Source organism: Nocardiopsis sediminis, from assembly GCF_042650565.1.
In the GTDB taxonomy this organism is placed as follows: Bacteria; Actinomycetota; Actinomycetes; order Streptosporangiales; family Streptosporangiaceae; genus Nocardiopsis_B; species Nocardiopsis_B sediminis.
Map to the genome: position 1 here is coordinate 196040 of NZ_JBHSBH010000004.1, position 21789 is coordinate 217828.

General features: G+C 73.6%; 18 protein-coding genes. 9 read left to right on the plus strand and 9 right to left on the minus strand.

Translation table 11 applies throughout. The features are described 5' to 3' along the window. Positions 1 to 579: 579 nt before the first annotated feature. The 3 genes from ACFOVU_RS05010 to ACFOVU_RS05020 form a co-directional block, all read right to left on the minus strand. Positions 580 to 3459: a helix-turn-helix transcriptional regulator gene (locus ACFOVU_RS05010; protein ID WP_378530225.1), complete on the minus strand. Its 2880-nt coding sequence runs from the start codon at positions 3457 to 3459 to the stop codon at positions 580 to 582. 200 nt (positions 3460 to 3659) lie between these two features. After that, positions 3660 to 4682 carry a sodium:calcium antiporter gene (locus ACFOVU_RS05015; protein WP_378530227.1) on the minus strand — a complete coding sequence of 341 codons (1023 nt, stop codon included), beginning with the start codon at positions 4680 to 4682 and terminating at the stop codon, positions 3660 to 3662. Positions 4683 to 5039: 357 nt separating this feature from the next. Beyond that, positions 5040 to 5525, minus strand: coding sequence for an ATP-binding protein (locus tag ACFOVU_RS05020; protein ID WP_378530229.1), 486 nt, complete (start codon positions 5523 to 5525; stop codon positions 5040 to 5042). A 482-nt stretch (positions 5526 to 6007) separates the two neighbouring features. Here ACFOVU_RS05020 and ACFOVU_RS05025 point away from each other — a divergent pair, with 482 nt between their 5' ends. From ACFOVU_RS05025 to ACFOVU_RS05035, 3 genes are all read left to right on the plus strand, one after another. Beyond that, positions 6008 to 7015 carry a DUF1996 domain-containing protein gene (locus tag ACFOVU_RS05025; protein ID WP_378530231.1) on the plus strand — a complete coding sequence of 336 codons (1008 nt, stop codon included), beginning with the start codon at positions 6008 to 6010 and terminating at the stop codon, positions 7013 to 7015. A gap of 158 nt (positions 7016 to 7173) precedes the next feature. After that, positions 7174 to 7725: a sigma-70 family RNA polymerase sigma factor gene (locus tag ACFOVU_RS05030; RefSeq protein WP_378530232.1), complete on the plus strand. Its 552-nt coding sequence runs from the start codon at positions 7174 to 7176 to the stop codon at positions 7723 to 7725. After that, a complete protein-coding gene (locus ACFOVU_RS05035) occupies positions 7722 to 8429 on the plus strand; it encodes an anti-sigma factor (protein ID WP_378530234.1) in 708 nt (235 codons plus the stop codon). Before ACFOVU_RS05030 ends, ACFOVU_RS05035 begins: the two co-directional genes overlap by 4 nt. A gap of 170 nt (positions 8430 to 8599) precedes the next feature. Here ACFOVU_RS05035 and ACFOVU_RS05040 read toward each other — a convergent pair whose 3' ends face one another. Further along, positions 8600 to 10255, minus strand: a complete 1656-nt coding sequence (locus ACFOVU_RS05040) for a PucR family transcriptional regulator (protein WP_378530236.1) — start codon at positions 10253 to 10255, stop codon at positions 8600 to 8602. Positions 10256 to 10533: 278 nt separating this feature from the next. Here ACFOVU_RS05040 and ACFOVU_RS05045 point away from each other — a divergent pair, with 278 nt between their 5' ends. Together ACFOVU_RS05045 and ACFOVU_RS05050 are read left to right on the plus strand one after the other, a co-directional pair. Further along, entirely contained in the window at positions 10534 to 11850 is a 1317-nt protein-coding gene (locus ACFOVU_RS05045) for an MFS transporter (protein WP_378530238.1), read from the plus strand. 123 nt (positions 11851 to 11973) lie between these two features. Then, the gene (locus ACFOVU_RS05050; RefSeq protein WP_378530240.1) at positions 11974 to 13599 is read left to right on the plus strand and encodes an amidohydrolase; all 1626 of its coding nucleotides are present in this window, start codon (positions 11974 to 11976) and stop codon (positions 13597 to 13599) included. 620 nt (positions 13600 to 14219) lie between these two features. On the opposite strand, the gene ACFOVU_RS05055 is transcribed toward ACFOVU_RS05050, so the two are convergent. The 4 genes from ACFOVU_RS05055 to dhaM form a co-directional block, all read right to left on the minus strand. After that, positions 14220 to 14684: a MarR family winged helix-turn-helix transcriptional regulator gene (locus tag ACFOVU_RS05055; RefSeq protein ID WP_378530242.1), complete on the minus strand. Its 465-nt coding sequence runs from the start codon at positions 14682 to 14684 to the stop codon at positions 14220 to 14222. 61 nt (positions 14685 to 14745) lie between these two features. Then, on the minus strand, positions 14746 to 15489 hold the full coding sequence (locus tag ACFOVU_RS05060) for an aldo/keto reductase (RefSeq protein ID WP_378530244.1): 744 nt from the start codon (positions 15487 to 15489) through the stop codon (positions 14746 to 14748). A 336-nt stretch (positions 15490 to 15825) separates the two neighbouring features. Continuing rightward, on the minus strand, positions 15826 to 17067 hold the full coding sequence (locus tag ACFOVU_RS05065) for an AMP-dependent synthetase (protein WP_378530246.1): 1242 nt from the start codon (positions 17065 to 17067) through the stop codon (positions 15826 to 15828). Between the two features lie 380 nt (positions 17068 to 17447). Beyond that, positions 17448 to 17846, minus strand: coding sequence for a dihydroxyacetone kinase phosphoryl donor subunit DhaM (gene dhaM / locus ACFOVU_RS05070; RefSeq protein WP_378530248.1), 399 nt, complete (start codon positions 17844 to 17846; stop codon positions 17448 to 17450). 78 nt (positions 17847 to 17924) lie between these two features. Between dhaM and dhaK the strand changes: the two genes are divergently transcribed. The 3 genes from dhaK (at position 17925) to ACFOVU_RS05085 (ending at position 19660) form a co-directional block, all read left to right on the plus strand. Further along, a complete protein-coding gene (gene dhaK, locus ACFOVU_RS05075) occupies positions 17925 to 18923 on the plus strand; it encodes a dihydroxyacetone kinase subunit DhaK (protein WP_378530250.1) in 999 nt (332 codons plus the stop codon). Positions 18924 to 19035: 112 nt separating this feature from the next. Further along, positions 19036 to 19581: a dihydroxyacetone kinase subunit DhaL gene (dhaL, locus tag ACFOVU_RS05080; RefSeq protein ID WP_378530252.1), complete on the plus strand. Its 546-nt coding sequence runs from the start codon at positions 19036 to 19038 to the stop codon at positions 19579 to 19581. Continuing rightward, entirely contained in the window at positions 19544 to 19660 is a 117-nt protein-coding gene (locus ACFOVU_RS05085; RefSeq protein WP_378531174.1) for a DAK2 domain-containing protein, read from the plus strand. The genes dhaL and ACFOVU_RS05085 overlap by 38 nt, the downstream gene beginning before the upstream one ends. A gap of 86 nt (positions 19661 to 19746) precedes the next feature. Here ACFOVU_RS05085 and ACFOVU_RS05090 read toward each other — a convergent pair whose 3' ends face one another. Further along, positions 19747 to 20958 (minus strand): DUF418 domain-containing protein, encoded by a 1212-nt coding sequence (locus ACFOVU_RS05090; protein WP_378530254.1) that lies wholly within the window; start codon positions 20956 to 20958, stop codon positions 19747 to 19749. A gap of 120 nt (positions 20959 to 21078) precedes the next feature. On the opposite strand from ACFOVU_RS05090, the gene ACFOVU_RS05095 reads away from it, so the two are divergent. Next, positions 21079 to 21711 carry a TetR/AcrR family transcriptional regulator gene (locus ACFOVU_RS05095; RefSeq protein WP_378530256.1) on the plus strand — a complete coding sequence of 211 codons (633 nt, stop codon included), beginning with the start codon at positions 21079 to 21081 and terminating at the stop codon, positions 21709 to 21711. Positions 21712 to 21789 lie beyond the last annotated feature (78 nt).

A 21789-nucleotide genomic window follows, 5' to 3' on the forward strand; every position in this document is an offset into this window, starting at 1 on the left:
AGCCCCCGCACCGGCGCGGCGGCCCGGGCCGCGCGCGAGGCACGGCCGGGGAGATGGGGGCGGCGGCCGTGTGACGGGGGGAGGTGCACACGGCCGCCGCGGCACGGACGCCGGCGGATCGCCGGGAACCGGTGAAAGGCCGGCGCCAGTGCGTCAAGGGGCGCGGTGGCGGGGTCCCGGGCTCCGCCGAGCCCGGGACCCCTTGCGGTCGCCGCCCGACGATCGGCAGGCGGTTCCGCGTTAGGGGCACACGCGCGGGGGTGTCGATCTAGGATCTGCGGATCCCCGGGCGGGCACCGTCCGTGGCGCGCCCGGGTCGGCAGCGGGAGAGACGGAAGAAGTGGCAGGGGCGGGCCGGGGGCGACGCGGGCCGCGGCGGCGGGCAGCCGCCGTGCGGTGCCGGTGCGTCCATGCCGACCTCCCTGGCGAGCGGTGACAGCGGTCAGTGGCCCCGGCGCGGATCGGTGGGTCCCTCAGTGCCCCCCGGCCCCGTTTCCGCCGACGACCACCATCGTCGGCGCGCGCCGTGCGCGATGCATCCCGGAAACCATGTACATCGCCCCACGACATCACCGCACGTCACACGGGGTCCCCGCTGTCGTCGCGCAGGTGGGCGGCGAGCGCCGTGCGCGAGGAGACCCCGAGTTTGGCATAGACCCGGGACAGGTGCGTCTCGACCGTGTGCTCGCTGATCACCAGCGCGTCGGCGATCTCCCGGTTGGTCCGCCCCCGTGACGCGAGGGCGGCGACCTCGGATTCGCGCGGCGTCAGGTCGCCGCCGCTCTCGCGCGACCGGCGCGGGGCGCCCGGCCGCGGTACCCGTCGCCCCAGCCGGCGCTGCCGCCGCACGGTCTCCAGCAGCAGCCGCTCGGCCCCGCAGGCGGTGAACGCGCGGGCGGCGCGGTCCAGCTCGGCCAGGGCGGCGGGGCGGTCGCCGGCGGCCTCGCAGGCGCTCGCGGCACCCAGGTGCGCGACCCCGGCGGCGGCCACGGCCCCCGCCCGGCCGAACGCCTCGACCGCCTCCCGCGCGGCGTCGAGCGCCCGGTCTGCCGCCCCCCGGGCCGCCAGCACCATCGACCGCGCCAGCCGGGCGAACCCGGCGCTGCACGGCAGCAGGTCCGGGGGGCCGCCCGCCTGGGCCTCCCCGGCGAACCGCTCGGCGTCGCCGAGGTCGCCGGAGCGCAGCGCCGACGCCGTGAGGACGGCGTACAGGCAGGCCCGCAGCGGGTACTCCGGGAGCCGCAGCAGACCTCCCGGACCGGAAACCGGAGCCCGGTGCAGGACGGCCTGCTCGCCGGCCGCGAACCGCACGGCCCCGGCGGCGAACTCCGCGAGGGGCCGGAAGAGCGGCTGCCGGGCCCCGGTGATCAGCACCGCCTCGTCGCCGTGTGCCCGGGCCCCCTCGATGTCGCCGCGCGCGGCGAGCACGAGTGACCGGTGGACCAGCCCGGTGACCAACGGGGTGTCGGCGCGCATCCGGCGGGCGGCGTCGACGGCGTCCTCGGTGCACTCGGCGGCCTCCCGCAACCGGCCGAGCCACGTCAGCGCCGAGGCCTTGCAGGTGAGCAGGTCGCTGACCGCCACGTCCCGGCCGGTCGCCCGCGCGACGCCGAGTCCGCGCTCGACGTGGCGCAGCGCGTCGCCGAACCGTTGGAGCAGCCCCTCGGCCCACGGGAGCCACATGACGTCGTCCAGGACGGCGGCGGTCTCGGCGTCGGTGAGGCCGTCGACGAGCCGTGCGGCGGCCCGGGTCTCGGTGTCGGCGGCGGCGATCTCCCCGGCGGCGGCCAGGCAGTAGGCGATGACGCTCGCCGCGCCCGCCGCCCCGGCGCGGTCGCCGCACCGCTCGGCCAGCTCCCGGGCCCGCACCGCGGCGGTGCGGGCGGTGGTGGAGTCGGCGCGGTGGAATTCGGTGCGGGCCAGCTCACGCCACAGGGCGGCTGTCCCGGGCCCGCCGGACCGGTGCGCGGACAGCTCGTGGTGCAGCAGGTCGGCGGCCGCGTCCAGGCGCCCGAGCAGGCGCTCGGCCGCCGCGCACATCCGGATCGCCTCGGAGCGCCGCCCTCCGTCGCCGGGGGGCAGCAGGTGCAGCACGTCGTGCAGTGTGTCGCGGGCGGCCGAGGGGTCCCCGCTCGCCAGCAGCACCCCGGCGAGGTCCAGCTGCACGCCCGCCCGGCGCGGGTCGGTCCGGTCCACCCACACCCCCAGGGCCGACCGCAGCAGTCCGGCCGCGGCCCCCGGCGCGTGCAGCGAGGCGGTGCGCGCCGCCCCGATCAGCAGCTCGGCCGCCGTGTCGTCGCCCACCCGCGCCGAGCGCGCCACGTGCGGCGCGACCACCTGGACCGGTGCGCCCTGGGAGCGCAGCAGCGCGCCCACGCGGGCGTGGGCGCCGCGCCGCCACAACGGATTGGCCGACGCGTAGACGGCCCGGCGCAGCAGCGGGTGGCGGAACCCGACCCCGCCCCCGTCCTCGCCCGCCGGGGATTCGCGCAGCAGGTCGGCGGCGAGGAGGTCGGCGGTGCCGGCGAGCACCGCGGCGGTGTCGGTCTCGGCCGCTGCGGCGATCAGCTCGGGGTCGGAGGGGTGGCCGATGACGGAGATGGCCTGGGCGACCAGCCGCGTTCCCGCCGGCAGGAACCGGAACTCCTCCAAGAGCCGGGTGTGCCCCCATTCGAGCGTGGCGGGCCCCCGTTCGGCAGCGGGGGGTTCGGGTGCGCGCGCCAGCACCTCCAGGTAGAGCGGGTTGCCGCCGCTGGCGGCGTGCAGCTCGGCGCACCGGGCCCGCCCGGTGCCGGGCCCCAGCAGCCGGGCCACGGTCGCCCGGTCGAGCGCGTCCAGTTCGATGCGCCGCGTGGCGCCGGGGGCGGGGGGCCCCGCGTGGGGGCCCGGGCAGCTCCGGGTGCGCCGGACCACCACGACGCGTACCCGCGGCAGCGGCGCGTGCCGGCGGAGGTGGCAGATCAGCTCGGCCGAGGCGGGGTCGGCCCGGTGCGCGTCGTCGAGGACCAGGAGCAGCCCGCTGCGGGGCGCCAGCGCGCTCAGCAGACCGGCGAAGGCGCGGTGCAGCACGTAGCGGTCGGCCTCCGGCGCCGGGGCGCCATCGGGAAGGGCGCCGCGCAGCGCGGGGAAGACCAGGGCGAGCTGGTCGCGGTGGCGGGGTTCCAGGAGCTCGGTGGCGCCGGGGCGGTCGGCCAGGTGGTCGTCGAGGGCGTCGATGAGGATGCCGTACGCGGAGTCGGCCTGGAACCGGCCGGCCGCCCCCCACGCGGTGGACCACCCCGCCGCACGCGCCCGGTGGCAGACCTCGGCGACCAGCCGGGACTTTCCGATCCCGGGTTCGCCGGCGACCTCGACGAAGCCGCACCGGGAGTCGCGGGCGAGCAGGGAGTCGAAGGCCGCGAGTTCGGGGTCGCGGCCCAGGAGCGGCCAGGAGCCGAACGCGGCCGTGCCGCCGGCCAATCGACAGACCTCCTGCCCGGTTCTGGTGCTCGCGGTCGTGGGGGGCGGCCCGGATACTGCGGATAAGAATAACCGAGTGCGATTTCAGCCAGGAAGTGTTCGCGGCGAAGAGGCGGAGCGAAGGGAAAAGGGGAGAAAGGGCGGAAACGCGGGATTTTTCGGCGTTCGCAAAAAAGGGGTTCCGCGTCGTATCAGGCGGTTCAGTCGATGAACGCAACGGTGGCCATTCCGACGATGTAGACGACGAACATCGCGACGCCCTCGAAACCGATTCCACGCTCTTGGCGCCGGATCAGCCCGGCCGCCACGAGCAGGTTGAGGATGATCCCGATCGACGTGACCAGGATCACCTCGCGGTTGATCGCGGAGAAGATCGACCCGTGCCGGTAGGCGATGTCGGCGGCCGACAGGAACAGCACATCGAACCCGTTCCCGCCGATGATGTCGCCGATGGCGAGGTGGAGGGCGCGGATCCGCACCGCGTAGAGCACGGTCACCAGCTCCGGGGTCGAGGTCACCACGCCGGTCACCAGGGCGCCGACCAGCCCGCCCGACAGCCCGGTCTCGGCGGCCAGCGCGAGCCCGGCCTCACCGATCGCATACCCCGTGCCCGACACCACCGCCGCCATCACCGCGAAGGACACCCACATGCGCGCCAGCGACTCCCCGGCGCGCTGGGACGCGGGATCGGGCACGTCCGGGCGGGTCTGGGCGGTGCGCTCCAGCCGCCACATCGGATGCTCGCGGACCTGCTGGGACAGGTGCAGCCACGCCCAGTACAGGAACACCAGCAGCACCGACGCCGGGTGGACGCCCAGCAGTGACGGCTGCGGGCCCGCCCCGGCGGCCAGCACGGTGGCCAGCATGATGGACAGCCCCACGGGGGCGAGGAGGTTGGGCAGCGACGCGGCGGCGTGCTCCAGGTTGGCCCGGCGGTAGAAGAGGTCCGCGAGCGCGATGAACGTGGTCTGCAACGCGATCCCGCCCAGGGCGTTGTTCATCGCGAACTCGGGGTCCCCGCGCGCCGCCCCCAGCACACTGGTGACGAGACCGGGGAGCGCGGTGACCGCGCCGACCAGGATGAACCCGGCCAGCGTCTCGCCCATGCCGGTCCGGTCGGCGAGGCGGTCGACCAGCCGGGTGAACGGCCCGCCGACCACCACCAGGACCACAGTGGAGCCCGCCAGGACCAGCACGCTGACCCACGCCCCGCCGCCGATCATCGGACCCCCGCTCGCCCCGTGCCGTGGGCGCTGCACTACCCGGAACGGGCCCCGGATCACGCCCGGGTCCGGCCGCCGCCCGCCGATCGCCGTGTTTCCCGGAGCGGGCGGTGCGGGCGGTGCGCGGATCCCCTTTCGGGCGGGGCGGAAAACCACTGGGAATTCCGGTGGAATTGCGCTCCCGGAATTCCCCCTCGGATGGACGGCGGGCGGCCCGGATTCGCGGACCCCCCGTGCACGGAACCGAAGGCGAATCAGCGGCGGCGGGACGGACGGAACCGGCGGGCGGGCGGAATACCGTCGACGGACGGAAATCCGCCGTGGGCCTCCCGGATTCCCGCCCTTGCGACGGCGGGCTCAGGGGCGGCCCGGTCCGGTGTTTCGGCGGACGCACGCGCCCGGCCCCGCCCCCCGGCCGGCGCCGTTCCGCGTCACCGGCGCCCAGGAGAGGTCGAAGAACATGCCGGGCGGGTCCACGAGAGGCCCCCAGAGGTCGGCGATCGCGTCCACCAGGACCAGCCCGCGCCCCCTCTCATCGCCGGGGCCGGCCGCCATGCGCCGCGGCGTGGAGGTGGCCGAACCGCCGTCCTCGACCTGCACCCGCAGCGTCGCCGGTGACAGGTGGACGCGCACCGTGAACGCCCCGTCGCACCCGCCGCTGGCCGTATAGCGGACGGCGTTGGTCGCCACCTCCGAGAGCAGGAGCACGGCGTTGGACCGGGACTCCGGGGGAGGGCCGGCGTCCCCGGAACCCGGCGGGAACAGGCCGGCCAGCCAGTGCCTGGCCTCGGCGATGCTGTCCGGCACGCCGGCGAACCTCTTCGTGAACCGCTGAACCCCCATGATCCCCTCCTGCCGTCCCAACCGACCGGATCAGTGGCCGCCGCCCCCATTGGAGGCGGCGGAGGGCGCTGAGGGGAGCGCGCCCGGCTCGGGGCATCTGTCCGGCAAACGCTGATCTCGGCCATCGACCTCCTCCGATCGGGCCTCACGCGGGCGTGCTGCTGCCTGGTCACACTCGCCTTCTCGCTCTGCTCCAACGGCCCCGCGAGTCGGGCCTTCGGCCGGGGTGCGGCGCCGCCTCCGCCCGCTCGTCGGCTCGCCGTTCCGATCCACAAAGGGGCACACGGATCACGGCCGCGGCCGGTTCGAAGGAGGGGAGGCCCGGCGCGCCCCGGGGAAAGCGCACGGAGGCCCGGAACAGGGGGTGGAGGCCTCCGCTGAGCGGGCCGGGTCCGCCCTCGTCACCGCCCTTTTCCCGTTATCGGCGGATGACGGCCGGAGACCGGCTTTCTCCCGGCCCGGAACAACGGAAGAATTCCGTCATGCTGACGTCCATCCGGACCGCTGAACGGCGCCGCCGTGTGCGGACCGTGCTTCTCGCCGGCCTTTCCCTGATCCTGATCGGCACCACCGCGACCGTGCTCCGCTCGACCCTCCTCGGACCGCTGCCCGGAGACGGCCCGGCCCGCGGCGACTTCGTCCCCATCGGCGACGTCCCCGAGGGCCCGCCGCCCGCCGCGCCCGGCCCCGACGCCTCCACCGGGTCGTTCACCTCCGAGTGCGGACGCAACGAGGAAGGCCACTACAACGCCGACAACCCGGTCCTCACCCCCGGCGTCCCCAACGCCGCCCACCACACCCACGAATACGTCGGCAACCTCTCCACCTACTTCGGGTCCACCGACGCGACCCTCGCCGCCGCGGCCACGACGTGCGCGATGGCCGACGACCGGTCGACCTACTTCTGGCCCGTCCTGCGCCGCCTCGACCGCACCGGCGAGGACCACGAGCAGCCCGGCGGTGGCAGCCACGGCAACATCGGCGAGATCCTGCCCCCCTCATCCGTGCGCCTGGAATTCCAGGGCAACGCGGTCAGCGACGTCGTGGCGATGCCCCGCTTCCTGCGCTCGGTGACCGGCGACCCGCTGGCGTTCACGGAGGGGACCGGGCCGCCCCCCGCGCAGTGGAGCTGCGCCGGCGAGCCCGAGCGGATCACCGACCGCTACCCGCTGTGCGAGCCCGGCAGCCGGGTCCTGCGCCTGCTGGACTTCCCCAGCTGCTGGGACGGGCTGGCGACCGACAGCGAGGACCACCGCGCGCACCTGGTCCCCCCGCAGGCCGGCGGCGCCTGCCCGCAGCGGACCTTCCCGGTCCCCCGGCTGCGCGTGGAGCTCGGCTACGACGTGCCCGAAGGGGTCGCCTACGCCATCGACTCCTTCCCCGAGCAGCGCCGCTCCCCGGGCACCGACCACGCCATGTTCGTCAACGTCATGAGCGAGGAGCTCATGGACCAGGTCGTCGAATGCATCAATTCCGGCCGGAGGTGCTGATGGTGTTCGGACGCCACGAGGACACCCCCTCAGGTTCCGCGGGGTTCCGGAAATCCGCGCGAAACCGATTGAACCGCCTGCTGTCGCCGTCCGTGTGGGGGACGGAGCCGACACGGCTCCGCCGACGCGCACGGCGTCAGGAAGGAGGGGGTCCAGGGATGGCACGAGCGTTGTCCCGCGGTCGAAGATCGGCCGGCGACGAGGCGCTGATCCGCTCGTTGTACAACGAGCACGGGCGCTCACTGCTCGCCTACGCGACCCGGCTGACCGGTGACCGGGCCGCCGCCGAAGACGTGGTGCAGGAAACGCTGATCCGCGCCTGGCGCAACCCCGACGTCCTGGTCAACGGCAAGGGCTCGGTCCGGGGGTGGCTGCTCACGGTGACGCGCAACATCGTCACCGACCGCGCCCGGGCGCGCGACGCCCGGCCGAAGGAGGTCGCGGAATCGCCCGCCCACACGGCGGTCGAGCGCGACCACGCCGACGCGGTCGTGGACTCGGTGGTGGTGCTGGAGGCTCTGGCCACCCTGTCCGATGACCACCGCGACGTACTGATCGAGGTCTATTTCCACGGTCGCAGCGTCAGTGAGGCCGCGAAGGTGCTCGGGGTGCCGCCGGGTACGGTCAAATCCCGGTCCCACTATGCGCTGAGGGCGCTGCGCACGGCGTTCCGTGGTGACAAGACCGCATTGAGGGAGGTGATGGGATGACGACCGATGGGCACGGGGACGCCCGCCTGCTCGGCGCCTACGCGCTGGGGACGCTGGACCGGTGGGAGAGCCTGACGGTGGAAGACCATGTCGCCTCCTGCGCACTATGCCGAGAGGAACTGGGCGAACTACTGCTCATGAAGGAAAGGCTCGGCGACCTGCCGCCCGAGGCGCTGCTCGACGGCCCGCCGGACAACGGTGATCTGATGTTGCAGCGCACCCTGCGCCGTGTACGCAGGGAACAACGGGTGGACGACCGGCGGCGCGCCACTGTCCTGACACTCGTCGCCGCCTCGGCGGCGCTGGTCCTGGTCGCGGGGGGAGCGGTGGTCGGCCGGGCGGTGGCGCCCGATCCGCCGCCGGTGGCCCAGCCCGATCCCTCGCAGTCGGCCGATCCGCCGTCGGGGACCGTGGTCGCCTCCGGCGACGACCCGGCAACGGGGGCCCGGGCGACCGTCATGGTCACCCCGGCCGACGGCTGGGTTCGGGTCAACGCCGCGGTCACCGGCATCCCCCAGGGGGAGGAGTGCCGGGTGGTCGTGGTCGCGGCCGACGGCACCCGCGAGGTCGCGGGGAGCTGGCTGGTTTCGGGGGAGGACGAGGGCACCAACATGGACGGGTCCGCGCTGGTGGACCCGGAGGACGTGTCCTCCGTCGTCGTCGAGAACGTACAGGGCGACCAGTTCGTCGAAGTCCCCATATGACCCCGTGCCCCGGGGGATGTACGTGGGGACCCCGGGGCGCGGTAAGACGCACCACCCCCCGATCCGATGCCCCTGGCCTTGGCCGCCGGGGGCATCGGCATGTCCGGGGGCCGGGGCCGGGGACGCCCGGCCGCCGGGCCGGTGGGCCGCAGGCGCGGGCCGGCGGGGCCTCACCCCGCGGGCGGTTCCCCGAGAGGTGGGTTCGTGGTGTCGAGGGTGAGGGCGAGCCACAGCTCAAGGCGGTGGTGGGCGGTCAGAGGGCGGCCCGAGACGCGCTCGGCCGTTCGCAGGCGCGTGCGCAGGGTGTTGCGGTGCACGCCCATCGCCCGCGCCGTCGCCTCGATGTTGGCGTCGTGGTCCAGGTAGCGGTGGACCGTCGCGACCAGGTCGGTGCCGTTGCGGGCGTCGTGGTCGCGCAGCCGGCCCAGCACCTGGGCGACGAACTCCTCGGCGTCGCCGGGGCCGATCGCCCGGCGCAGCCGCGCCAGCGGGTCGGCGTCGTCCACGTGCCGGTAGCCCGGCCCCACCGCAGCGGCGCGTCCTGCCCGGAGCGCCGCCGTGCGCAGATCGGCGGCGCTACGAGCGGCACAGGCACCGGCCGCCTCGGGCACCGGAGCGGTGTCGTCGTGGCCCGGACGGCGGTCATGGCCGGCCGGGCGGTCGGCTCCCGCGCCCTTGTCGATACCAGCGCCCCGGTCGGCACCCGCGGCCGGATCGGCGCCCAGGGCCGTGCGCAGTTCGGCGAGCAGCCGGGCGCCGGCGCGGGGGCGGGCCCCGGTGTCGGGCACCACCACGACCAGCGCGTCCGGTGTGGCGCACATGGCCACCCGGTCGGCGTCGTCGTCGGGCAGGACGTCGCCGACCGTGTCGGCCGCGGCGTCGAGCAGCGCATCGGGGCGGGCCGAGGGGTAGACCGCGACCTCCATCGGCGGCGCCGGCAGCGGGAGCAGCCGGCCCGCGTGCGCGATGACCCCCGGGGCGGCGTCCGCGTCGAGCAGCAGCCCCAGCACGTGGGCCCGCTGCCGGTGCACCGCGCGCCGCGCCGTGCGCGCGCCGTGCAGGTCCACTGCGAGCAGCGAGGCCGCATGGTTGGCCAGCATGCGCGTGTGCGCCGAGACGGGCGCGGCGCAGCGCAGCGCGAGCCGCCCCAGCGCCGTGCCGCTCATGCTCAGGCTCTGGGAGAGGATCGTCGCCCCGTCGTCGGACAGGACCGTCATGCCGCGCGGGCGCCCGGCCCCGGCCGCGGCCCCGGAACGGGCGAGGCCGTGCCAGGGGCGCTCACCGGTTCCGGAGGTCGCGCGGGACGTCCCGTTGGCCCGGAACAGGACGGCCTCGCCGCCGGTGGCCGCGGCCAGCTCGCGCAGCACGCCGTCGACCCCGGCGCGCAGCGACGCCCGCGCCATGGCGTCCTGCGCGGCGAGGACACGCTGCTGGGCGCGCAGCCGCGCCTCGGCGTGGTGGTCGGCGACGGCCTCGACGATGGCGATGAACGGCGTGGTGCCCGCCACCCGCAGCAGCGGCATGTCCAGCTCCGCCGCCTCTGCGAGGACCGCCTCAGGGATGGTCTCGATCCAGGTGTCCAGCGCGAACCCCAGGGCGGCGCACCCGGCGTCGTAGAGGCGCCGGACGTAGGCGCGCTGCTCACCGGGGGCGGCGCCCACCCCGTGCCCGACCGTCAGCACCAGTTCGCCGCCGCGCAGCCAGGGCACCGGGTCGGCCAGCTCGGTCACGTGCGCCCAGCGGACCTCGCGGCCCAGCCCGGGCCGCCCGGCGAGCACCCGGAGGTCCAGGCCGGGGCGGCGGACCAGATCCCCGACGGTGAGCACGGTTCGGCCTCCTCGAAAGCGGTGCGGCGGCCGCCGATCGGGCGGGATGTGCGGAGTGCACATGAGTCGCAAACTGAATTGTACGGATTATCCCGCGCCTTGCGTCGCTCCGGTGTCTACCGTCACACCAGCACCCGAATTCCCCGGATCGATCCGGAAACCAGCAGGTCACATGGGGTGAAACCCACGACCGCCGCACCGCACGCACCCGCCGGCCCGCACCCCGCGCCCGGCACCGTCCCACCGCCGCGCACCGCACGAACCCGCACGGAGTAGCCATGTCCCACCGCCTGCCCCAGGGGTCCCCCCACCCCGCCCGCGCGGCGATCGCCGCCTTCGTCGGCACCACGATCGAGTGGTTCGACTTCTACGTGTACGCCACCGCGGCCGCGCTCGTGTTCGGTCAGCTGTTCTTCCCCGCGGGCACCGACCCGCTGATCGGGCTCATGGCGTCGTTCGCCACCTTCTCGGTGGGCTTCTTCGCCCGCCCGCTCGGCGGGATCCTCTTCGGCCACTTCGGCGACCGCCTGGGACGCAAGTCCGCCCTGGTCACGACGTTGCTGATGATGGGTGTGGCGACGTTCGCCGTGGGCCTGCTGCCCACCTACGAGCAGGCCGGGTTCCTCGCGCCGCTGCTGCTGGTGGTGCTGCGGTTCGTCCAGGGCATCGCCGTGGGCGGAGAGTGGGGCGGCGCGGTCCTCATGGCCGTCGAGCACGCCCCCGAAGAGCGCAAGACCTTCTACGGGTCCTTCGCCCAGCTCGGCAACCCGGCGGGCGCGCTGCTGGCGAGCGGCGCCTTCAGCATCATCACCGCCCTGCCCGGCGACGTGCTGCACACCTGGGGCTGGCGCGCGCCGTTCCTCGCCTCGATCGTGCTGGTCCTGGTCGGCCTGACCATCCGGCTGAAGGTCGAGGAGTCCCCGGTCTTCAGCGCCGTCCAGGCCGAGGCCGGCACCGCGGCGGCGGCGCCCGCGGAGATGCCGCTGCGCGAGGCGGTCCGCACCTCGTGGCGGACCCTCCTGCTCGGCCTGGGCAGCCTGCCCGTCGCGGTCGGCGGCTACTACATCGTCACGACATTCCTCCAGGCCTACGCCACCACCGAGGTCGGGGTGACCGAGCAGGTCATCCTCAACGCGCTCGCCGTTGCGGCCGCTGTGGAACTGGTCGCCACCGTGGGGGTCTCCTGGCTGGGCGACCGCATCGGCACCAAGCGCGTGGTGATCGGCGGCCTGCTGGCCGTCGCGGTCCTCGCCGTCCCGCAGTTCCTGGCCATGGGCGGCGGCACCGCCATGATCTTCCTGTCGCTGGCGGTCATGCGGGTGGCCATGGCGGCGACCTACGGCCCGATCGCCCGCATCCTGTCCCAGATGTTCCCGCCCAAGGTCCGCTACACGAGCGTGTCGCTGTCCTACCAGGTGGCCGGCGCGATCTTCGGCGGGCTCTCGCCGATCGCCTGCACCGCGCTGCTCGCCGCGACCGGCAGCATCTACCCGGTGGCGTTCCTGCTCATCGTGATGGCCCTGGTCAGCGTGGCCTGCCTGGTCAAGGCGCCGAGCTACCGCGACGACGAGATCGTCGCCGCCGGCGCCCCCTGAGGGGCGCACCCGCCGACAGCCGCCGCGCCCGGTGATGCACGCGAGCCCGGGCGCGGCGGCGGCCACGCCATAGCGCACCGCCGGTCATTCATCCCATAACCCCATCTCCCTCAAGGAGGCCCGTTGTCCGCGCTTCTCATCCGCAACGCGAAGATCCTCACCATGGACGACGCCCGGCCGCGCGCCGGCGCGCTGGCGGTCGCCCACGGGCGGATCGCGGCGGTCGGCGACGAGGACCAGGCGCGCGCCGCGGCAGGGCCCGGCGCCCGCGAGATCGACGCGGGCGGACGGACCGTGCTGCCCGGCTTCATCGACCCCCACAACCACCTGCTGTCCACGGCGGAGTCGCTGGCCGCGGTCGACGCGGGCTACCCGGCGGTCACCAGCGTCACCGACCTGGTCGAGGCCATCGCGGCCGAGGCGCGGCACACCCCCGCCGGCCAGTGGATCCGGGCCTTCGGGATGGACGACGCCAAGTACCCCGAGGGCCGCCCGACCCGCCGGCGGCTGGACGAGGCGACCACCGAGCACCCGGTGATCATCTACCACGTCTCCGGCCACCAGGCCGTGGTCAACACAACGGCCCTCCAGCGCGCGGGCATCTCCGAGGACGTCGCCGACCCCGCCGGCGGCGCGCTGCTGCGCGACGAGGGCGGGCGCCTGACCGGCATGGTGATCGACTCGGCGATGGAGCTGCTCCTCCCGCTCGCCGTGGACATCGGCTGCCACGGCCCCAACTTCCACACCGACCTGCCCGCCGACCAGCTCCTGGGCTGGCTGGCCGCCGCACGCGGCCCCTACCTTTCGGCGGGCCTGACCACCATCTGCGACCCACAGGTGTCCAAGCGGGAGCTGCGCACCTACCGCGCGGCGCGGGCGGCCGGGACGCTGCCGCTGCGCACCGTCGGACTGCCGCTGTCCCACCAGCTCGAGGAGTTGAGCGCGATCGGGCTGGCCGGCCCGTTCGGCGACGACTGGCTCCGCCTGGGGGCGATGAAGTTCTACTCCGACGGCACCCTGCTCGGCGGCACCGCGAAGTTCACCGTGCCCTACGGCGAGCACGGCCAGTTCGCCGGAAGCCTGTACTGGGAGCCCGAGCAGCTGCGCGACCTGGTGACGCGCGCGGCCCGCGAGGGGTGGCAGGTGGCCATCCACACCCAGGGCGACGCCGCCATGGAGCACACGCTCGCCGCCATCGACGCCGCGGTGAAGGTGAGCGGCCCCGACCCGCGCCCGCGCATCGAGCACTGCGGCTACCCGACGGTGGAGCAGGCCAAGCGGTTCACCGACTACGGGGTCATCCCGGTCAACCAGCCGAACTTCCTCCACGACAGCGGGGGCGACTTCCTGCGCCGCCTCGGCGACCGGGCCCACCGGTTGCAGCCGATGCGCGAGGAACTGGACCTGGGGCTGCGGCCGGTGCTCTCCAGCGACTCGTTCGTCTCCAGCCTGCGGCCCCTGGACACGATCGCCAACGCGGTGCGCCGGACCACGCGCGAAGGCGCCGAGATCGGTGCCGAGCAGGCGATCACGCTGCACGAGGCGCTGCGGGCCCACACTCTGGACGCGGCCTACGCGCTCGGCATGGAGGACCGGATCGGCTCACTGGCCCCCGGCAAGCTCGCCGATGTCGTGGTGCTCGACCGCGACATCGAGTCGGTGCCCGTGGACCGCCTGAACGAGGGCGCCGCCTGGGTGACCGTCCTCGACGGCGAGGTGGCCCACGATGCCCGGACCGCGGGGGTCTGACCCTCGCGGCTGAGCGGGAAGCCCCGATCGAGCGTGCCTGTGGGGGCGCGGCGGTGGCTGGACTGAGGAGCGGTGTGCGACCGAGGAACGAGGGAGCGCGCCGCGACGAGGGAAGCCGCCGCCCGGAAGCGCCCCCGCCGGCTGAGCGGGAAGCACAGCACCGCCGGCGGCCAATGCCGGCGGTGCCCGCAGCCAGTGCCAGGGGTTTTACCGCAGGAGAAATATTCGATGCCCCTACGAGCATAAGGTATCTTATACTCAGTGCAATTGCAATGCCACATGTGGCTTCGCGGCGGGGTGCGCGAGGCGTGGGGAAGCCCCGGCAAAGGGCGTGGGGGATGGCCGGGGCGTGGAACGGCGGCCGCCGGGATTGGACGATATTCAACCGGTTTTCCCGATCAGCGGTGTCGCCGCGCGGTGCGTCGGCGCGAGCCGGAATCGGGCGATGGGGCCGTCCGTGCGACCGCGTTCGTCGCCGGCATCGCCCTACAGGCTCCGCTGCGCGCGCCCTGCGGGCGCGGGCTTCCAGGTCGGGGATGGCGCGGATTCGCCGTGAGGGGAGCGGGGTCCGCGGTCCGTGGTCGGTCGGGTCGGTTCGCCGGGGTCGGCCGGATCAGCGGTCACTGATCCGTGTAGGTGGACGCCTCCGCCCGTGCTTTCGCCGCGCTTTCCGAACAGCGCCCGAGAAATTCGACGAGTTGTTCGGTCTCTTCGCGGGTGAATGCGTCGCTCAAATGCTGTTCGACGGCGATCGCCGCTTTATCCGCCTGCTTCAGCAAAGCGCGACCGCTTCGCGTCAGCCGGGTTTCGAGAATGTGCGTGTGAATCGGATGCGGCTTGCGCTCGATCAGCTCGCGCCGGTTGAGCGTGGCCAGGACCGAGGACATGGTCTGCGGGGTGACCAGGCACCTGCGGGCCAGGACCGCGCCCGACAGCCCGGGCTCCTCGGAGAGCACGAACAGCACGGTGTATTGGGGGACGGTGAGGTTGAATCGCCGCAGTGCGGCGTGTTTCGCGGCGATCATCTCCTGCTCGGCACGCTTTAGATGATGCCCGATCCTCTGTTCGATGGGGAGCTGCGTCATCCGGCCATGGTATATCAGTTTGCTTATCCTCCTATGGCATCGTGGTCCTCGGGGGGAATCGCTATTCGGTGACGGGCATGAGGGCATCGGGGTAGCGGGCGCCGGAGGTGGCCGCCGCGATGGAGTCGAGCCGGTCCAGATCGCCGGGCGTGAGCCGGAGATCCGCCGCCGCGGCGTTGGACTCCAGGCGCTCGCGCCTGCGGGTGCCGGGGATCGGGACGACCGCGGTGCCCCACACCTGTGCACGGTGGTGGACCCAGGCGAGCGCGACCCGGGCGGCGGGGACCCCGTGCGCGGCGGCGACCTGCTCGACGATCTCCAGCAGGCCGCGGTTGCGCTCGGCGTTGCCGCCGCTGAAGCGCGGCATGTTCCGGCGGTGGTCGCCCGGGGCCAGCCGGTCGGGTGAGGTGGCGGTGCCGGCGAGGAAGCCGCGCCCCAAGGGGGAGTAGGCGACGACGCCGATTCCCAGCTCGGCGCAGAGCGGGACGACGTCCTTCTCGATGTCGCGGGTCCACAGCGACCACTCCATCTGGACCGCGGTGATCGGGTGCACCGCGTGCGCGCGGCGCAGCAGCCCGGCCGACACCTCCGACAGCCCCAGCCGGCGCACCTTGCCCTCGGCCACGAGCCCGGCCATGGCGCCCACGGTCTCCTCGATCGGCACGCCGGTGTCGAGTGCGCGGTGGATGGTGGCGGTGGACTCGGTGTCGTCGCCGGGGCCGTAGAACTCGCTCATGCCCATGCAGCCGAGGCCCTGGGCGGACACGTGGGGGCCGTTGCTGCCGAGTGTGACGACGGTGCGCATATGCGCTTCCTCCGATACGGCCTGGACGCGGCTGGTGGATCCCGGAATCGGAGACTCACCGTATGGTGCGGGCCATATGCGGAATGTGATCACATTGTGCGTGCCTGCACCGATCCCGGAGATGCACCGGCACTTTATCATAAGGATTCGTATAGTCCATCGAACCCTGTTGATCTCCGCCGGTGTGCAGGGCCGGGAGCGGGGCGGCCGCCACCTGTCACGGGTGGCGATGCGGGGGAGGAGCGAAGGCGTGCCGTGCGGGCCTGTCCGGGGGTGCGGTGCCGGGGCCCGTCCGATAGCGGGCCGCCGGGGCCGCGGCGCCGCTGATCGAAAGGGTCATGCCCGCTCGGCGGTCAACGCCGGGGTCTCCTCAGGGCCGAGGGTGTATTCGCGCAGCCGGCCGACCGCGACGACCTCGAACAGTTCGGGTTCCTTCTCCAGCATTCGCGCCAGCCCGAAACTTCCGGTGACGACGTGGTGCCGGATCCATTCACAGGTGTAGGGGTCGGCGTCGACGCCGGGTTCCACACGCACGCGCAAATGCATTCGCGCGTTCTCGGTTCCCGGTTCCATCAGGACGACCTCGGCTTCGCGGACGGTTTCGAGTTGCAAGGCGAGTTCCACCAGGTCATCGGGTGAAACGAGCTGATTGAGGAGTTCGAACAGCGAATCGGTGCGCTGGGAAACCCGGATCGCGCGGTCTGTACGGCCGCAGGTGCAGGTTCCCCAAGAACCGGCCACACCGATGTCGTAGCGGATCAGCGGTACGACGGAATCGTCGTGCAGGGTGGTCAGCAGGAGGCGGCCGTTGTCGATCTCCACGTGTTGGTGGGGGAGCACATGGAAGGTGTTGCGCGCGCACTCAGGTCCGATATGGCCGATCATCCAGGTCTCGGCCGAACCGTAGAGCCCCCACGCCTGCACGTGCGGGAACTGCCGCGAGAGCAGTTCGGCGGTGGCGTCGTCGAACCCGGTTCCGGCCCACAGCAGCTTGTGCAGCCACGGCAGCCGCCGCCCGGTCGATGCGCAGAACCGCAGGATGCGGCGGATGGCATCGGGTGTGGCCGCCAGGGCCGTGGCGCCCAGGCCCTCGTAGAAGTCCAGGCAGCGGCCGAGTTCGGCGTCGTCGGGGGTCTCGAACGGGATGGTCGATGCCCCCGAGCGGCGGCCCAGCGCGTTGTGGAAGTAGTGCGCCGACCACATGTGCCCGGGTGAGAAGAGGCTGATGAGCAGGTCGCCGGTGTCGAGCGGGTTCCAGCGGGTGCGGATCTCGGTGAGGAACATGTCCTCGGGGACGATCCCTAGCCGCGGCTCCGACATCGTGCCGCCCGTGACGTTGAGCAACGTGCCTTCCAGGCGCCCCGGATCGCGCCGGAGCAGATGGTCGATGGCCTTATTGACATCCTCCCTGGTGAGAACCGGCAAATCCCGCAAGGTGGGAACCGTTCGTGAACTGCGGGCGGCGGCATACTTGTCACTCAGAGCTGGCATTCGCATGGCCCGTTCGAGAATCGGGCGCAGCCGGGCCGGATCGGGATCGGCGGGGCCGCGCTTGATCGTTCTGGGCGCCATGAGCATCACACCTTCCTGAACTGATACTGGGCGAACAGGATGTCGAGCCCTTCGGGCCTTGAAAACCTACCTGACTCTTTGTAGGGAAAGGTGGTGATCATATTAACTTTGTGCGGCGGAAGGCACACCTTTCTGCGAGATGCCGTTCCACCTGGTATATCGCCCACGCGGTGCGTTTGGTTCGCCGTTCGCGAGGCCGAATGTGGCCCCCGGGATTTGATCGATCATCGCAACCCGGTCGTACCGGGTAGTAACTGAAGTGCATTCACCGAATGTGATTCTGCGGGAAACGCGCTTGCCGTATCGGCGATCGAACCGGACTCACTTGTCCGATTAATGGTCACGGGCCGAACGGCCACGTCAGAGGCCCCACCGCACTCCGGGGCCTAGGACGGGAACTTGGGAATGGTGCGCGCCTCGCGCGCCGCCGCGACGACCGCCTCCAGTGCGGCGCCGCCGTTGGCGGTGGCCACCGCCGCCACGGCACCCTCCACAAAGGGGGCGTCGACCACCACGACGTCCGCGCGCGGCTCGTCCTCCAGCACCAGGCGGGCCGTGAGCACGGCGCTGCCGATGTCGGGCAGGACCACCACGCCCGCCCCCTGATCGGCCTCGGCGATCGCCGCCCGGATCAGGTCGTGGCTGGTGCCGATCCCGCCGTCGTCGGTGCCGCCCGCCACGGCCACCGGCGCGGCGCCCGATCCCAGCTGGGCGAGCAGGTCGCGCAGGCCGCCCGCCAGGCGATCACTGTGCGACACGAGGACGATCCCGACGCGGCTCTCCATAAAGAACTAGGCTACGACCATGAGCACTTCGTGACCCGTGTCACGCGCCGCGACACCGATCAGCCTGGGAGTCCGATCGTGAAGAAGTTCCTCAACTCCGCAGACTCCTACCTGTCCGACGCCCTCGCCGGCTTCGCCGCCGCCCACCCCGAACTCAGCGTCGACCAGGCGAACCGCGTGGTCACCCGCGCCCGCGGCGCCGTCGCCGGCAAGGTCGGCCTGGTGTCGGGCGGGGGCTCGGGCCATGAACCGCTGCACAGCGGGTTCGTCGGCGAAGGCATGCTCGACGCCGCGTGCCCCGGCGAGATCTTCACCTCCCCGGTGCCCGACCAGCTGCTGGCCGCCATCCGGGCCGCCGACTCCGGCGAGGGCGTCCTGCTGATCGTGAAGAACTACACCGGCGACGTCATGAACTGCCGCCTCGCCGCCGAGCTCGCCGCCGAGGAGGGCCTGCGCGTCGAGACCGTCCTGGTCGACGACGACGTCGCGGTCCAGGACTCCACCTACACCGCCGGCCGGCGCGGTACCGGCGCCACCCTGCTCGTGGAGAAGATGGCCGGCGCGGCCGCCGCCCGCGGCGACTCCCTGGCCGCCGTTGCCGAGGTCGCGCGCCGGGTCGACTCCGCCTCGCGCTCGTTCGCCGTCGCCCTCAGGCCCGGCACCACACCGGGCACCGGGCGCCCGGGGTTCGACCTCGCCGAGGACGAGATCGAGGTCGGCGTGGGCATCCACGGCGAGCCCGGCCGCCGCCGCGAGAAGCTCCGCCCCGCCCGCGAGATCGTCCGCGGCATGGTGCTGGCCCTGCTCGACGACCGCCCGCTGGAGCGGGGCACCGACGCCATCGTGATCGTCAACGGGCTCGGCGGAACGCCGCTCAGCGAGCTCTACCTCGTCTTCAACGAGGCCTCCGGCCGGCTCGCCGACTCCGGCGTGGGCATCGCGCGCAACCTGGTCGGCAACTACATCACCAGCCTGGACATGGCCGGCTGCTCCCTCACGGTCTGCACCGCCGAGGACGGCTTCCTCGACCTGTGGGACGCCCCGGTGAACACCCCCGGCCTGCGCTGGGGGTGCTGACCCGCGCCCGCGGCCGCCGCGGGGGCCCGCCCCCGGCGACCCGGCGGCCACCACCCGTACCGGGCCCGGATCCACCGGCCCGCACCACGCCGACACGCACCTGGAGGAGCCGGTGGACACCGATCTCGCCCGCGCCTGGATCACCGCCATCGCGGCGTCCGTCGTCAACGAGAAGCAGCACCTCACTGACCTGGACACCGCCATCGGCGACGGCGACCACGGCAACAACCTCGAACGCGGGTTCACGGCCGCCGTCACCGCCCTCGCCGGCGAGGATGCCGCCTGCCCCGGCGACGTCCTGGTGCGGACCGGCAAGACGCTGATCGCGCGCGTGGGCGGCGCCGCCGGCCCGCTGTACGGCGTGGCCTTCCGCACGGCGGGCGAGCGGCTGACCCGGCCCGAGGCCGATCTCGGGGCGCTCGCCGAGGCGCTGACCGCCGGGGCCGACGCGCTGCGCACGCTGGGCGGCGCCCACCCCGGCGACAAGACCATGCTCGACGCGTTCGTGCCCGCGGTCGACGCGCTGGACGCGGGCGCGGCCGAGGGCTCCGGCCTGGCGGCCGCCGNNNNCCGACACCGCCGCCGCGGCGGCGGAGGAGGGCGCGCGTTCGACCGTGCAGATGCAGGCCCGCAAGGGCCGCGCCTCCTACCTCGGTGAGCGCAGCATCGGCCACGAGGACCCCGGCGCCGCCTCGACCGCCGTCATCTTCCGCGCCCTGGCCCGCGTCACGGCCTGAGAGCCGCGGCACCGCGGGGGCGGGCGACGGCCGGCCCGAAAGCCCCGGCGCCGTCCACGCCGGGGCGGTCCTGAGCGCGCGCGGCGTCAGGGGACCGGGGCGTCGTCGGCCGCGGGTCGGCGGGCTGAGGGCGACGGACCGTAGGTGAGGCGCCGCAGGGCGGTCTCGGCCGGGCCGCGCCGGTCGGCCCGGCTCAGCAGCTCGGCCAGGACAACGGTGGCCAGCCAGACCGCGGCCCCGATCCCGACCGCCTCCAGGCCGTTGATCCCCCCTGCCAGGTCGAGCGTGTAGGGGGTGAACAGGACCAGCCAGGCCAGCGATTGCAGCAGGTAGCAGGTCATGGAGCGCTGCCCGCAGGCGGCCAGCGCACGTGTCGCGAGCCCCCGCCTGTCGCCGATCGCCACCGCGGCGAGCGCGATCAGCGCGGCGTAGCCGAACCCTCCCGCGTACCCGGTCAGGGTGTGCAGCCACCCGGTGGCCAGCGACGCGGCGACCGGGGGCTCGGCCCAGGCGCCGATGGCGATGAGCGCCTGGGGCAACCCGCCGAGCGCGCCCACCGCGATGCCGATCAGGGCGGTCTTCGTCAGCAGCCCGGTGTGCCGTGCGGGTTCGTCCAGGAGCCGGCGGCGGCCGGCCCACACGCCCACGAGGAACGGGAACACCGCGGTCAGCAGGAACAGCGGAACCGTGACCGGCCAGGACACCAGCCGGACCGCCATGTCGGTGAACGCGTCCTGCGGCGGCGCGGTGCCGGAGGAACCCCCGACCGCCCCCAGGAGCAGGTGGTACAGCACGGAGTAGAGCAGGGAGCCCGCCACGCCCCACGCCGCGGCATGGGCGAGGAGCCGGCGCCCGGGGAAGCGCAGCACGGGGGTGAGGAGCAGGGCGATGACCCCGTAGACCGCCAGGATGTCGCCCGAGAACAGCAGCGCGGTGTGGGCCAGGCCGAAGAGCACCAGCCAGCGCCCGCGGCGGCGCAGCAGGCCGCGGACCTGCGGCCAGTCGCGCCCGGACGCCTGGGCCCGGATCAGGATGCCCGCCAGGCCGTAGCCGAAGAGGGCGGCGAACATCGGGTAGCCGCGCGCCTCTCCGAACACCACCATGGCGAGCGTGGCCAGGGTGTCGGGCGGGGCGGCGGCCGCGCCGGTGCCGGATTGCAGCTGCCAGATCATGTGGGCGTGCACGGTCGCGATGAGCAGCAGCATGACCCCGCGGGCGAGGTCGGGGGCCAGGGAGCGGCCGGACGCCGGGAGCGCGCGCTGTGTCTGCGGTGGCCCGGCGGGCGCGGGGGGTCGCATGAGAAGGTTCCTTTCCCGGCCGCACCGAGAGGTCGGCGTACGATGGAAATTGGATACGTTGTCGTATCTAACGCTAGCACGATTGGATACGCGTGCGTATCCAATGAGGGGTGTGGGGACGTGGACGAGAGCGGCGGGGGGCGGCGCGCCGGAACCCGGCGGCGCGGTGACGAGCTGATCCGGGCCATCCACGAGGCGGCGATCGCCGAACTCCTGGAGACCGGGCTGGGGCGGCTCACCATGGAGGGGATCGCCCGGCGCGCGGGCACCGCCAAGACCTCGCTGTACCGGCGCTGGTCCGCACCGCACGAGCTGCTGCTGGATGCGTTCCAGCGGGAGTTCCCCCAGGAGGTCCCGTCGCCGTCGGCCGACGACCTCCGCGGCGACCTCATCCGGTCGCTGAAGCTGATGCGCGACTGGATGGGCTCACCGATGGCGCGCGCCGTGGCCGCGGTCGTGACCGAACGGGAGCGCCACCCCGAGCTCGTCGACGCCGTCTACCGGCAGGTGTTCGACGCCAAAGGCGGCCGCTTCACCCGCACCGTGCTGCTCCACTACGCCGAGCGCGGCGCGTTCGACCCGGGCCTGGTCACCCCGGTGGTGGCCGACATCGGGGAGGCGCTGCTGTTCAAGCAGGGCTTCGACTCCGACGCGCTGCCCGGCGACGACGTCATCGCCGCCATCGTCGACCAGGCCATCCTGCCCGCCCTGGGCCTGGGCCCGCGCGCGGCGGGCGGCCCGGATCCCGGCTGACGGCTCGCGGGGCCGGCAGGGCGGTCGTCGGCGGGCGCGGGAGAAAAACCCTTGCCCGCGCTCTTATCCTGTAATCCG